Annotated in this window: 14 protein-coding genes; 3 read left to right on the forward strand and 11 right to left on the reverse strand. The window is 42.3% G+C overall.

The features are described 5' to 3' along the window. Window positions 1-147 precede the first annotated feature (147 nt). The 3 genes from NO992_RS06790 to NO992_RS06800 form a co-directional block, all read right to left on the reverse strand. The gene (locus tag NO992_RS06790; protein ID WP_371375582.1) at window positions 148-510 is read right to left on the reverse strand and encodes a DUF642 domain-containing protein; all 363 of its coding nucleotides are present in this window, start codon (window positions 508-510) and stop codon (window positions 148-150) included. Further along, entirely contained in the window at window positions 501-761 is a 261-nt protein-coding gene (locus tag NO992_RS06795) for a hypothetical protein (protein ID WP_371375453.1), read from the reverse strand. Before NO992_RS06795 ends, NO992_RS06790 begins: the two co-directional genes overlap by 10 nt. 1,481 nt (window positions 762-2,242) lie before the next feature. Further along, window positions 2,243-2,725, reverse strand: a complete 483-nt coding sequence (locus tag NO992_RS06800) for a MarR family winged helix-turn-helix transcriptional regulator (protein WP_371375585.1) — start codon at window positions 2,723-2,725, stop codon at window positions 2,243-2,245. Between the two features lie 116 nt (window positions 2,726-2,841). On the opposite strand from NO992_RS06800, the gene NO992_RS06805 reads away from it, so the two are divergent. Next, window positions 2,842-3,741 (forward strand): DMT family transporter, encoded by a 900-nt coding sequence (locus NO992_RS06805; protein ID WP_371375456.1) that lies wholly within the window; start codon window positions 2,842-2,844, stop codon window positions 3,739-3,741. A gap of 49 nt (window positions 3,742-3,790) precedes the next feature. Here the strand turns inward: NO992_RS06805 and NO992_RS06810 are convergent, their stop codons facing one another. Both NO992_RS06810 and NO992_RS06815 read right to left on the reverse strand, forming a co-directional pair. After that, window positions 3,791-4,306 carry a GNAT family N-acetyltransferase gene (locus NO992_RS06810; protein WP_371375459.1) on the reverse strand — a complete coding sequence of 172 codons (516 nt, stop codon included), beginning with the start codon at window positions 4,304-4,306 and terminating at the stop codon, window positions 3,791-3,793. A gap of 27 nt (window positions 4,307-4,333) precedes the next feature. Next, window positions 4,334-4,639: an NIPSNAP family protein gene (locus NO992_RS06815; protein ID WP_371375462.1), complete on the reverse strand. Its 306-nt coding sequence runs from the start codon at window positions 4,637-4,639 to the stop codon at window positions 4,334-4,336. A gap of 230 nt (window positions 4,640-4,869) precedes the next feature. On the opposite strand from NO992_RS06815, the gene NO992_RS06820 reads away from it, so the two are divergent. Continuing rightward, window positions 4,870-5,241 (forward strand): VOC family protein, encoded by a 372-nt coding sequence (locus NO992_RS06820; RefSeq protein ID WP_253104582.1) that lies wholly within the window; start codon window positions 4,870-4,872, stop codon window positions 5,239-5,241. Window positions 5,242-5,336: 95 nt separating this feature from the next. Here NO992_RS06820 and NO992_RS06825 read toward each other — a convergent pair whose 3' ends face one another. The 3 genes from NO992_RS06825 to NO992_RS06835 all read right to left on the reverse strand — a co-directional run bounded on the left by NO992_RS06825 (window position 5,337) and on the right by NO992_RS06835 (window position 8,784). Beyond that, window positions 5,337-6,950 carry a sensor histidine kinase gene (locus tag NO992_RS06825; protein ID WP_371375465.1) on the reverse strand — a complete coding sequence of 538 codons (1,614 nt, stop codon included), beginning with the start codon at window positions 6,948-6,950 and terminating at the stop codon, window positions 5,337-5,339. Between the two features lie 31 nt (window positions 6,951-6,981). Beyond that, on the reverse strand, window positions 6,982-7,785 hold the full coding sequence (locus tag NO992_RS06830; protein WP_371375588.1) for a PhnD/SsuA/transferrin family substrate-binding protein: 804 nt from the start codon (window positions 7,783-7,785) through the stop codon (window positions 6,982-6,984). A gap of 111 nt (window positions 7,786-7,896) precedes the next feature. After that, the gene (locus NO992_RS06835; RefSeq protein ID WP_371375468.1) at window positions 7,897-8,784 is read right to left on the reverse strand and encodes a LysR family transcriptional regulator; all 888 of its coding nucleotides are present in this window, start codon (window positions 8,782-8,784) and stop codon (window positions 7,897-7,899) included. A gap of 107 nt (window positions 8,785-8,891) precedes the next feature. Here NO992_RS06835 and NO992_RS06840 point away from each other — a divergent pair, with 107 nt between their 5' ends. Further along, window positions 8,892-9,554 carry an FMN-dependent NADH-azoreductase gene (locus tag NO992_RS06840; protein WP_371375471.1) on the forward strand — a complete coding sequence of 221 codons (663 nt, stop codon included), beginning with the start codon at window positions 8,892-8,894 and terminating at the stop codon, window positions 9,552-9,554. Between the two features lie 43 nt (window positions 9,555-9,597). Here NO992_RS06840 and NO992_RS06845 read toward each other — a convergent pair whose 3' ends face one another. The 3 genes from NO992_RS06845 to NO992_RS06855 all read right to left on the reverse strand — a co-directional run bounded on the left by NO992_RS06845 (window position 9,598) and on the right by NO992_RS06855 (window position 13,340). Then, window positions 9,598-10,197: a hypothetical protein gene (locus NO992_RS06845; protein WP_371375474.1), complete on the reverse strand. Its 600-nt coding sequence runs from the start codon at window positions 10,195-10,197 to the stop codon at window positions 9,598-9,600. Between the two features lie 187 nt (window positions 10,198-10,384). Further along, window positions 10,385-13,069: a DUF349 domain-containing protein gene (locus NO992_RS06850; protein ID WP_371375477.1), complete on the reverse strand. Its 2,685-nt coding sequence runs from the start codon at window positions 13,067-13,069 to the stop codon at window positions 10,385-10,387. Further along, complete coding sequence (locus tag NO992_RS06855) at window positions 13,059-13,340, reverse strand: YeaC family protein (protein ID WP_010371878.1); 282 nt, start codon at window positions 13,338-13,340, stop codon at window positions 13,059-13,061. The genes NO992_RS06850 and NO992_RS06855 overlap by 11 nt, the downstream gene beginning before the upstream one ends.

Here is a 13,340-nt window from a genome sequence, read left to right on the forward strand (position 1 = left end):
ACTAAGCCACCTTAACCAGGTGGCTTTTTTGTTTGGGGTCTTGTCGTTGAATGATGATTAACACCCTAAGAAAGTGAACAAACAGGGCGGCTAATAATCAGAATGAAGTTGTAACTCCCCCAAAAAATTAACAATTTACCTACCCATTTATGTAAAAAATTGATTTATCAAAATAGCTTTTGGACCATCCAATTTAATAACAGAAACGTCGTCAACAAATGTAAAGCTTTGCAAAGAATTAGTATCGGTAGAGAGTTTAAGTGTTGTCGATGTTGATGTTGCTCTGAAGGTAAAATTGAAATAAGTCCAGTCTATAGTTGAACCCGAATTATTTAAATTATAAATATAGTGTTCATCTCCTATTTTTATTTCTAATTTTGATTGCCCTGTTCTACCGTGTTTTTTATATGTGGATGCATAAAATTTAACTAAATATTTGTTTCCAACTTCAGTGGCAAAAGTTTGCTGTATTCCCCCACCATTTGTTGAATAATGGTTATTTAAATCGATAGCGTAGTTCCGTTAGGCATGCTTCCAGTCTCTGCTGTAAACTTAAACCATTCAACACCAGCTCCCTCAGTAGTCCACCCAGTTATAGAATTGCTATCACCTCCGGGAATAGTTTCCCATGTTGATGGCAAGAGAGAACCTTTTTCAAAACTCCCATTTATCAGCAGATTTCCACTATCACAATCAGCATATGAACTGCTACTTATTACACTTAAGGCTGATATTACGATACTACTTATTATATTTTTCATTATTTCTCCTTCCTATAGATTAAGACTATTAATTAACGAAGAACTAGCCACTGCATACTTTGGCTAGTTATCGGCCAAATAACACCAAATCCCGAAAGTTTTCATCCCTGCCAGGTGTTTGAGCTGCTTCATTCGCTATACCCAGTAATTGCAAAGGTGCTATTCGATCATAGATCAGCGTAAAGTGCGCTTCTCTAGAGACGTAGCAACTAATAATTTATTCCCACAAAAATGTATGAATAAAAATCATCACTTCGGGCCATAATAATCGCTCTAAGATTCCCATAGAACAATTTCAAAGTAAACAGATAGTTAGGCGTGTAATAAAACTCTTGGGCAACATTTGGAATTTTTTGGTGTACTCATCAGTCAACTCGAAGTGGTCGCCTGCAAATTCATCATCAACAATAGCTCGAAAACATAACTTCTCGGCGGGTAAACCACCTCCCACAAAAATATTTATACTGCGAATTTGGAGACATACTGTGCTAACAGCTTAATTGCTAAAACTATAGAAGATCATACAAGCAACTTATTCCCCCTCCATCACACCCGAAAATCATAATCCGATATGCAATGTGCCGACAGGATGTCGGCCAAGTCTTGTCTGGCACAGGGACGTGCCTTACAAGACGGTTGCACTATATCGGCTTAGGGTTTGAGGATTAAGTGTGATGCTAGGGCGACGTTTTCTTGGTTCGCTCGATCGCGTCGTTTCAAAAGAATGAACGAAAAGTGCATGGATGCGCTTTGATATTAAACATGGAGATTTATTTTGCTAACGGCTGGTAGCTCGAAATTTATCGTAAAGTCAGCCCGTCATCCTGACAGGTTTCGACGCCCATCCATGGGCTACGACATACTTTTCTTTGATGCCCAAAGAACAAGTATGCAAAAGAAAGGGCACTCCCAACATCACACTGACTCCTCAAGTAAATCGCCAATATGAACGTCACCGCTGTGTAAGGGCCATCCTTGGCCCTGTCACAGCTTTTCACGCATCCATGCGCTGAAATGACTCATTGGCAATTTACTTTCGGGTGTGATGAGGGAGATACAAGGTGCTGATAGATTCTTGTGGTGCTTGCAAACAACTATGTTGCTAATGGCTTTGTGAACAGCTAACAGGCGACTTATTCCCCCCTCCATCACACCCGAAAAGTATAAGCTGATATGCAATGTGCCGACAGGATGTCGGCCAAGTCTTGTCTGGCATCATGGACGTGCCTTACAAGACGGTTGCACTATATCGGCTTAGGATTTGAGGATTAAGTGTGATGTCGGGGCGACGTTTTCTTGGTTCGCTCGATCGCGTCGTTTCAAAAGAATGAACGAGAAGCGCATGGATGCGCTTTGATATTAGCCAAGGAGGGCTCTACTCATCAGTCAACTCGAAGTGGTCACCCGCAAACTCATCATCAACAATAGCTCGAAAAAATAACTTCTCGGCGGGTGAACCGCCTACAAGACTGTTTACACCCTCACTCAAATTGCGTTAACCACTCTTTTAAAACACTATTTAACAAGGTTTGCTGCTCTTTACTCATTCCTTCAACCAATTGGGCTTGAATGGCAATATGCGGTTCAATCAGCTTTTCAATCAGGGCGAGGCCTTCGGTTGTCAATTCAACTGTTACACTGCGGCGGTCTTCTTTACAATGCTCACGTTTGATAAGGCCTTTTGCCGCTAGCTTATCTAAACGATTGGTCATCGCGCCAGAGGTGAGTAGCATGGTTTTAAATAGCTCTGATGGGGTTAAGCGAAATGGTTTGCCGCTGCGGCGCAAGGTAGCTAACACATCAAATTCGCCCAAATTTAATCCGTATTGCTTGTGCAGTTTTTCAACTTCGGCTTCCATATGTTTAGCTATGCGCACTAAGCGACCCATTATCGCCATGGGCGTTGTTTCTAACTGTGGTTTTTCACGAGCCCATTGCTCTTGTACTCTATCAATCGCATCCATCAATATTTGCCCCGACAACAAACTTTATAAAGAAATATCTTAACATAAAGATACTTTACAAAAAGTGTTTTTAGTAATACCTTACCGCAAAGTATCTCAATATAAAGATAGTTAATGTGAATATACTCCTCGCGATGATCCCTGCTTTTTTATGGGGTACCACATATGCGGTGACACAATACACCCTTGCGGACTGGCCGCCTCTTTTACTTGGCGCTATTAGAGCGCTGCCGGCTGGGCTTATTTTGCTGGCTGTTAAGCCGAGTTTGCCAAAAAAAGCAGACTGGAAAATACTATGCGGCCTTGGGGCGATTAATATCGCGGCCTTTTTTAGCATGATCTTCGTGATGTCGTTAACGCTACCATCTGCTATATCGAGCGTAGGCATGGTGTCTGTGCCGGTATTCGCCATGCTTTACCATTGGTTAGTCAACAAGCAACGTCCAGGATTGGTGCAAGCGTTATGCGGCGCGGCGCTTATTGTGTTGGCCTGGTTGCTATTTGATCCGAGTTCACTGAATTTAAACCCTCTTGGTTTAGCGGCAATACTTGCGGCAATAACCTGTATCGTGATCGGCAGCTCAATCACTAAGTCTCTTGGTGATCGCATGCATTGGTGGACGGTGTTAACTTGGCAGCTCATAATTGGTGGTGTTATTCTCACATTCGCATCAACCGTTCACGGTGTAATCGCACCAGCTAAGTATATTGCGGCTCTTAACAATTTATCGATGACCAATCTCAGCGGCATATTATGGGTTGTGCTCCTGAACACCGCGCTGGGTTATAGCTTGTACGAGTGGTTACTACAACGTATGTCTGTGGTGGACTTTACCTTTGGTGGTATCGCAAATCCGATAGCGGGTATTTTGACGGGGTTGGTGCTACTGGGCGAGACGTTCACGCCGCTTCAATATAGCTTGATGGTTGGCATGATTGTAATGCCGCTATTACCGCAAATTATCGTCACTACCCTACGAAGCAGAGCTATGCCTGCTAAGTGTGAGGTAAACTAATCAGTTGAGCGCATAGCAACTATGCGCTCACTCACTTAAATAGACGAAATTAAAGTGTGAGTCGATAGATATATAGCGACTCGTCACTTGCTACGCCCAGATCATTGACACAGGACTCAACAAACTGGCCGCCTATTTTTTCAATGATCCGCTGGCTCGCAATATTTGACTGTAAACATTGAAACTCCACAGCTTTAATATCACTTACCTCTCGAAGCTTGGCAATAACCTGTTCAAGCACTAGACCGATTAAGCCGTGACCTCTTGCCTTTTCGCCAAGCCAATAGCCGATCTCAGCGGTTTGCGTTTGCGCGTCCATATATTTGATCCCAAACACACCACAAAACTCGCAATTAAATTCAATAGCAGACCAAAGTCCGCCGACTTGGTTGTTTATACGTGTGTCGATATATCGCTCTGCATCAGCCTCGGTATGTAATGTCGCAACCCACGGCAGCACATTTTGTAAACTTGCGCGACTGCTTTGTACGCAATCAAATAATGGTTTTGCATGCGTCACAGCAAGGTTTTGTAGTTTGAGATTGGCAGAAATATCTAGTTGCACGGGATGTTCAGCTCCATTTACTCACCTCTATTCAAATACAGGTCTAAAGAAGCTGCGTTCATAGCTGATTATGCAACCGGTATCTTCTGCAAATTTAATTGCAGCCTGACACTGTGCATCTTGAAACGACTCATTACGATACGTTTCATAGGCCGCCAAACTGGGAAAGGTGAATAATGCCAAAGCAATATTACTTGCACCTTCCGATGGTAAAAAGTAGCCATTATGCTGCCCACCAAAGTGATTGACGAGTGGGATCCACATTTTGGCATACTCCTTAAAGTCAGCAATTTTTGCCGGATCAACAACATATTTTAAGTAGCAAGTAACCATACAACCTTTCCTTTTTGTTAAAAACACCAGTTTCACATTGCTCTACACAGCGGTAGACTGTGTGTGAGATTACTTTAAGCGTTAATAGCATGAAGTTAAAGTGATATGGGACTATCTGTCTCGATTAAATGCTCAAACACCTGTTTTGAACTCAGCGCAAAGCTACTGACAGTAACTGACACACTGAGAGAGTATCGTAGCTGCAACTTTTTAAAAAATGATGGAATTACATGATGGTCACCGTTGATTCTTTGGTGTTATATGTAAGCGATATCAAGCTTAGCGAAGCGTTTTATAGACAGCTATTCCAATGTGAGGCAGCGCAACTTTCTCCAACTTTTGTTTCTATGAAGTGTGCAAACAACATCTCCATTGCACTTAAACAAAACACAGCCCTTACACCACCAAGTCGCATTACCGGGGGCGGTACTGAAATCTCTATTGTACAACCAAGCCAAGAGGCGTTTTTTGCTTTATACGATACATGGAAGTTACTAGATATTAAGTTTGCTCAGGTCCCGCAAGCTGAGGTATATGGCGCTAGTTTTGTCGTATTAGACCCAGATAAACATCGTATTCGCGTGTTTGTCGGAAATGAATAAATTTGGCAAAAGCTGCTAGCGCTTCAAGGTGTAACTTGTCTTAACAAACCCATAATAACACGCAGCTTACCCTCCAAATAATATCACCCAACTTCTTACTTGAATGGCGGCAATAAAATAGTAAAACATGTCCCAATGCCCTCTTCACTCTCAACCAATAACTCTCCACCATGCTCTTTGATTATATCGTAGCTAATGGAGAGCCCAAGTCCTGTGCCTTTACCGACAGGCTTAGTAGTAAAAAAGGGGTCAAATATCTTATCAATGATCTCCTTGGGGATCCCTACGCCACTGTCTTGTACACTGATCGCAACACTGCCATTTTCCAAATGCGTTGTTACCTTAATCTCTCCTTCACTCTCCAACGCCTGCGCTGCATTGATGAGTAAGTTTGTCATTACTTGAATTAGCTTACCTTGGTTCCCCAGCACTTGAGGGACTTCACTTAACTGTGTGATCACGTTAGCATGATATTTGAGCTTACTCTCAACCAGGTTTAACGTTGTCTTTATACAGGCATTAATATCGCAAGGTTGCAATTGAATAGTATCAGCTCTTGAAAACTGCTTGAGATCGTTCACAATTGCAGAAACTCTTTGTAGCCCTGTCATCGACTCATCAATCAGTTCAGTACAATCGCTATTAATAAAAGCAAAGTCTTTGTCTTGAACAAACTCATTAAACGCTGCGAGTGTACTGGGTTCAAGCCCAAGCTGAACTGCACGCTTTGCAAGTTCGGCATAATCGCCATGATAGTGACGCATCACATCAAGGTTACTCATCACAAAACCGAGCGGATTATTTATTTCATGGGCAACACCGGCGGCCAATTGACCCACAGAGGCCATTTTCTCTGAGTGAACAAGTTGTTGCTGCGCGGCTTCAAGGTCTTTGTTAGTGGCCTCAAGCTGCTGATTTTTCTGATTCAGCTTTTCAGTTCTTTGCGCCACCAGTTCTTCTAGATGTTTATTTAGCTCAATCAAATCATACTTATATCGCTCTCGACGCTCATGCTCTTCAGCTAAAGTTTGTGATAGTTCATCAAACGCTAAGGAGAGTTCTTGTAACTCATCTTTACTTTGTATTGGTTTCCATTTGAAATCAAACACGCCGTTTTTGACATTACGAGCGATAAATTTAGCTTGGCTCTTCAATATATACAGGTTGGTTGTGAGATATATCCCCAAAAAATAAGAGAAAATAGCAACTAACGCCATTTCAAACAGCGCGATAGAAACCGTCCAGCGTTTTACTTCAGACATCGTTCGATTTATCGTACCAATATCAATGCCTATCTGAATGGTGCCAAACAGTGTCCCTCCCTCAACAATATCAGCATGAATATCAAAAATGCCGTCGGTGACTTTCGCAACTAACGTATCATCTTCAAATGTGTGCGACTTAAAGCGCTCGTTTCCCGCAAAGGAAAGAGTTTGGTTTTCTCCATCGATCACTTTAACGTAAAGGATATCTGGGTTACTTAATAACTCATTGGTAAAAGCATCTAGCGTGGCTAAATCGTACGACAGCACAGCATCTTTGGTCGCGCTAGCAAACAAACGAGCTGTCGTGGTTGCGCGTTTATTCATTGCGTCATTTGCAGACTCCATCATAAAATCAATCACCACAAATATGAGTGCACTCAACAGCACCGCTTCAATAATAGCGGTGCCAATCATGGTTTTGAGTCTTATCGATAACCTTTTCATTCAGTCGTGGCGCTTCTTAATCATCCGAGTACTATTTGCCAACCAAGGTTTCTAATTCTAATGTTTTTACGTCTTGCCAGTCCTCGTTCGACGCTGCCATAATGCCTTTGAAATTCACCGCTTCGAGTAGCCTGATTCCCTCTTCACTCAGTTCAAGAGAGGTCAACGCCGCTACTAATCTTTGCCTTGCATCTTCTGGCATTGCTCTTTTTACAGCAAATGCATGTGGTGTATAACCTTTTGTCGTCCAGAGAATGTCGAGTTGTGATTTAATTTTAGGATCGGCGTTGTTGAAAGTGCGCATGACACCGCCCCCCGCTTTGACAAATCCTCTCGACACGTTGAGATAAACGGAGTCATGGGAAGATACATATCTTGGCGTAAATTCAATACCTTGCTTCGCCAATTCATCTCGGGGCAAAATGCTCGCAGCGAATGCAGCAGGAGCCGGAAAAGCAAGTGTCTCTCCTCGCAACTGCAATAAGTCAGTAATACCCGTTCCCTTTTTAACCACGATGATCCCTTTTATCATTTTATCTCTTTGCTTGGCGATAGCTTGATAACCTGCCCGCTCATTAAATACAACAAAGTGATAGGGATTCATGTATGCCACATCATACTCTTGCTGCAGCACGCGGGCTTCAAAGGTCGGTATATCTTTAGCGGTTTTAAACGTGTAGTTATCTCCGGTTTTATCACTGAGATAATCGAGAATAGGCTGCCAATTTTTGGCTAACTTATTTGCAGACTGCTGCGGCACAAAGGCGAAGGTATAATCACCACTCAAACATAAAGCGGGAAATAAAATGAGACTCATCAGCAGGACTTTTATCATCACATCACCACCTAGCATTAAACACTTTTCGAATAAGGACTTAAGTTCCACAAAAGTATAGATCAATATTGAAAAACGGCTTATTTGCTCATTGATAAAAGTGCCTGTCCTTTATCTTATGTCCTTATCTTTGTTGGCCTTGATATTTTGTAACGCGCTTGCCAGCCAAATGGTAAACTGGTGAACAATCGCCGAACTCTTGCGATAAGTCGTTTGCCTGAGCCAATAGCCATAGCCTGAAAATTCCTCCATTGTCGTGCTTTTACTTAACCACCCCTGTATTACTGCAGACTCTGCCAATACATCGCTCAGTAGTGCCAGCCCTTGCCCGGCCACAGCCGCCTGCATGACAAAATGTTCTTGCTCAAAATAACGCAAGTCATAATGACTTTCGTCAATGTGCGCTCGCCAAGGAATATTTTCAAGTCCCGTTTCGTCTTGCCAATGGGTGAAAAATAGTACAGGTTTACCTTGGTCTGGCACCCGATAATTTGGGCTAGCATAAAGCCCAATTTTCTCGGTAATAAAATGAATTTCATTGGAGTTAGGTTCCGCTTTGCCATAACGCAGGGCGATATCAATATGCTTCTCTTTATTTAAATCAATGAGTTGATCGCTCGCGCATATTGTGACGGTTTGATTTGGAAAAGCGCGATTAATGGCAGTCATATTTGGAGCAAGCCAAAGTGCAGCAAATGAATTACAACATGAAATAAGCAAATCATTCTTTTGCTCAGTAAACTCAATAAACGCATTATCGAGCATATTGAGTGAGTCGATACACACCTTTGCGAGTGCCTGTCCTTGTAATGTTAATTGCACTGCTCGCGTTTTGCGCTCAAAAAGCTGAACCCTTAGCTGTGATTCCAGCGACTTTATCTGATGCGACACTGCCGTAGGCGTAACATTAAGTACTCGCGCCGCATCTTTAAAACTTAAGTAGTGCGCGGCAACCGCAAAGGTTTTTATATTATTCAAAGACGGTAAATGTGTGAACATAACAAACCTATAAGTTAGTATATCTCATCTATAAGTGGATTCTTCTCAGTTGTCACATTGCTTACGTAAGCACAGAATAAAACACAGGACATAACTGGAGAAAAACCATGAAAAACATTTTATATATAAGTAGTAGCGCAAGAAAGTATAGTGAGACAAGTTCGCAACATCAGTCAATTAGTCGGATGTTAGGTGAGCAATTTTTGACAAAATTTAGCAGCTGCATACATGAAGTGGAAATCACCCATCGCGACCTCTCCGTGAAACAACCTGCATTCATCGATGAAGCATTTATAGCGGCTGCATTTGCAAAAGGCGTGTTGAGCGAAGAGCAACGCTTAGTACTCGCTGAGTCTGACGACATTATCAAAGAAGTGACTAATGCGGATATTATCGTGATCGCAAGCCCTATGTATAACTACGGCATGCCTGCTGTGCTAAAGGCATGGTTTGATATGGTGATCCGAGTAAATAAAACCTTCAGCTTTGATTTAGCGCGAGGTGATAAACCACTTGAGCCAATTTTATCGGGTAAAACTCTCGTATTACTGGCATCTTGGGGAGAATTTGCATTTAAAAAAGGTGAGTCACAATATCATTTGAATCACCTAAGTAGCCATATCGAGCAGTTGGCTCCATATTTAGGTGCTGAAGCATTTTATGAAATCGCATCTGAGTATCAAGAATTTGGCGACGACAGGCATAAGCACTCAAAACAACGTGCTATTGATGATGTGCACAAACTAGCACAAATACTTAGTGCTAAGTAAGAGCATAAGTGAGCGTATTGCGCTCTCCCTACTCTCACGCAGCTTACTGTTTATAGTGATAAGTGATCTGACTTTGTAGATGTTTAGGTTCAATATGAATAGGACGATAAAGCTGGATAGTGCCAACAATCTTTGCACCATCACTAATTGTAAGCGTTGGTATGTCATTCCCAAGCTTAGAAGCAATATATCCTGCCTGACGATAAATCACATCACCTAAAATGGTAGCGCCGCTGGCAACTGTAATATCTCCGCTCGCGTTGATGACATTTCCTTCAATTAGCACCGACTCACCAACCTCAATATTACCATTGGTAACTTGAATGCTCCCATACACGCGCGCTTTTTCCATCAGCATAATGTTGCCATTCTCAACATTAACCGACTGTGCTTCACTATACTTATCAAGCTGAATATTACCGTTAGTCACTTCTGCAGATTTGACTTTGGCCCCTTCAGCTAGCGTAATATTGCCATTTTGTAGGGATAAGTTCCCAGCTTTTTGACCACTTGCCACATCAATATTTCCAGCAAAATGGCTTAAGTCTTCACCATGAGTGGCGTTGAGGTTACCCACAGAGCATCCGACTAAGTTTAAAGTAAACGCAAGCGCGAGTGGGTACTGATAACGTTTGTTGGTCATTATTTTTTCTTCTTATTATTGGTTACTAGAGCAAAGTATTAAGACAAAGTGGTGTAACTACCTAGAGCCACTAAGCAGATTTCACTTAACTTTAGCATTCAAACCGAGCTCAAGATGTTAGAGGCGGATAGAGTTTACATCGATGGAAGCCTACTCAGAGTATCCTGAGTAGGCTCAAAGTGCATGGCTAAGCGTTCAAAACCGCAAGTAGCCTGCCTTTTGACGTCGCTAAATCAGCTTTGTCAGCCTCAGCTAGATAACTGATAAGGTAAGTCTCAAGACTACTTTCTTCACCTTGCAGTTTTGCATCTAGCATCGCAACTTGCTCAGACATTCTCTCGCTTTGCAATGCTTCCGGTGATGACTGATTCGTCAAAATCTCAAGTCTCAATAGCAACTGGGCGGCGTTTAGCGAGGTTTTATTATTACCTTGCCAAGAGCTAGGAATATCACCGTCAGTGTCTACCGCTTCCACCAGTTCATTGAACTTTTCACGACGCTGTGAAGAAAATAGATCATCTAATTTCGACTTCACTTGTGACAATAAACGATTCTTTTCTTGCTTCAGTCCTGGCACTACAATAAACGTATTGAGTTCATCGCGAATGGCAGCCAGTTCATTTTGAGTGACCGCTTCAATGACCTTGTTGTCGAACTCTGCAAGCAACTGACGCTGCTCGGCTTCCTGCGACTTCTCCTGTGCTTTTTGCTCGGCATATTGTGCGCTGCGCTTTTCAAACACGGCATCATTATGGGCACGAAATGCTTTCCACAGAGTATGTTCTTGTTTGGCACCAGCAAAACCAATTTGCTGCCACTGTTTTTGCAATGATTTCAGTAAGTCACAAGCTGCAGCTAAATCTTCAGCTTCTAGCTGCTGCTGTGCAGTCTCAACTAACTTAGCCTTTTCAACGGCATTGGCTTGATGGAAGGCTTTAAGTTTCTCGTAAACCGCTTGATGGTGCTCACGGTAAATCGAATTCAGCTTTTGATAGACTTTGGCATCCACATTGCCAGCATTTTTCCACACTTTGGCTAGGCGGTTAAATTGTGCTTCCACTTCTCGCCAATCAATACCCTCTTTATCCAAAGTACTAACAAGTGCTTTCACTTCTTCAATCACCGCTTCACGCGCTATTTTTGCCTGCTCACGCTGTACTTCTTGCTCCGCAAAGTAAGCGCGACAAGGTACAAACAATAATTCGATTTTTTCATCAAATTGAGCTGCTTGCGCTTTTTCCTGTTCCGTTTCAACATGACCAAGTTCGTTCCAACGTGTTCTAAGTAATTTTACTTCCTCAGCACGCTTAACAGGGTCAACCGACTCCTCTGCCAGTTTGATATCAAGCTCCGTAAGCAATTCTTCACGTTTAGGTGTAGCTGCATACTTTTGCCAATCTTTAAGATCTTTTAATGCTTGAGACAAGCTTTCATGCTGGTTTTCAAGCTGCTTTTTGTAGCTTGGCGTAAGCAACTCAAACTGCTCAATAAAGCCATTAAAAACACCAAATGCCACGTTAAATCGACCCTGATCAATTAATCGTTGAACATCGCGTGCTTTCTTCTTCGCGATTTTGAGTGCCTTTTCTTGCTCATTTTTCAGCGGCTCGATAGCTGTCATAAACGCTTGGCTTGCATCTGATAGCTCAGCTTTTGCTGATTTATGCAATACCTTAGGCAGTGAATCTAACGCTTTACGCGCTGTAACATAGCGGTCTTTTTGTGCTTGCACTTGGGTATCAAGCGCTTCTAATGAAGTTGGTACTTCAACTGCCTTCAACTCTGCTAAGGCATTATTGAAGGTTTCACTTGCAGCAATAAGTGCGGGTAAATCGGCAAGATCACGCTCAATATTTCGCAGTTTTCTTGTGAACTCGCCAAGCGCTTCAACAGTGACATATTGAGGTGCAGACACTTTGCCTTTTAATACTTCACTACGCTTAACTAGTGCATCGTGTGGGGCTAAGTCTAGTGTTTTACATGCAACTTCGACCGATTTTTCAATAGCCTCAAGTTCAGCAGTTAATTCAGCGACCTCTAGGGCTTCATTTTGCTTTTGCATTAACTCAGCTTGCTGCGCTTGATGTTTAACTTGTAACTCATTGAGATGACGGTTTAATTTATCTGCTACTTGTTGATACTTTGCATCTAGTGCAGTTACTGTTTCAGCATCTAACCACTTAAGCTCAATGCTTTGCCACTGTGCAAATAACTGCTGTGCTTGCGCGTTCACCGTTTCATAGTTTTGCTTATCTCTTAGCGCGTTTAACTTGGCAAGCACAACTCGCGTTTGCTCAGCAACTTGAGTAGGCATTTCTTTTGCTAATCGCTGCTGCTCCAGTGATCCATTAAGAGAAGTCAGCGCTTCACCTTTAGCGGCTTTTAGGACACTTTTTTCAAGTGAATGCTGTGCAATCAGTTCCAACATAGCGATCTGAAGTGCTTCATCACCTTCTTTGAAGGATTTTTCGATTAACGTGGCATTCGCAAGGCGCTTAAGCAGTTTAACTTTGTTCGTTAAATCGGTTTCAATTAATGCAACTTTCTCAAGCGTTTTAGCTGGCGCATAGCGTTCAATGTATTCTTCACGAATGTTGCTCTGCAGTGTGGTGTCTTGATTAATGACCGCACTCGAAATTTTCTGCTCAGCAAGCTCTTTTAACTCGCTATCTTGCTTATAAACTTTCCACCAAAGACCAAGGTCATTTACCTTAGTAAGTACCTTTTTTCTGATCTGCGCAGACTCGTCCTCAAGTGCTAGCGTATGTAGTAAAGTTGCGTCTTTGCTTAAATCTAACTTGTCCACTGCTTGTGAGCGAACGTCAACCTTAGGGTGTTTCCATTTCGGTGTAAAAAGGTGTTTAAAGATCATTTTCACTGAACCTAGCTATTTCATTGTCGGCTTTGAATTCTTGTTGTAATTCGCGTTTGGATTTTTGCACCATTTCACCTTTTTCGTTGATGGTGAACTGCTCATTGGACTTAGCTACTTTTGCTTGATATAGCATGACCAACTGCACGGTTTGCTCTTTTTGCGCATCACTTAGTGGCGTACCATCAGGCCACTTTCCGGTTGACGCACCGTATTGCAAACGCTCGAATACTTCTGGGGTAATATTTTGAACTAAGCTATCTACATTCAT

The sequence above is a fragment of the Pseudoalteromonas sp. DY56-GL79 genome (genome assembly GCF_041414765.1).
Taxonomy (GTDB): domain Bacteria; phylum Pseudomonadota; class Gammaproteobacteria; order Enterobacterales; family Alteromonadaceae; genus Pseudoalteromonas; species Pseudoalteromonas piscicida.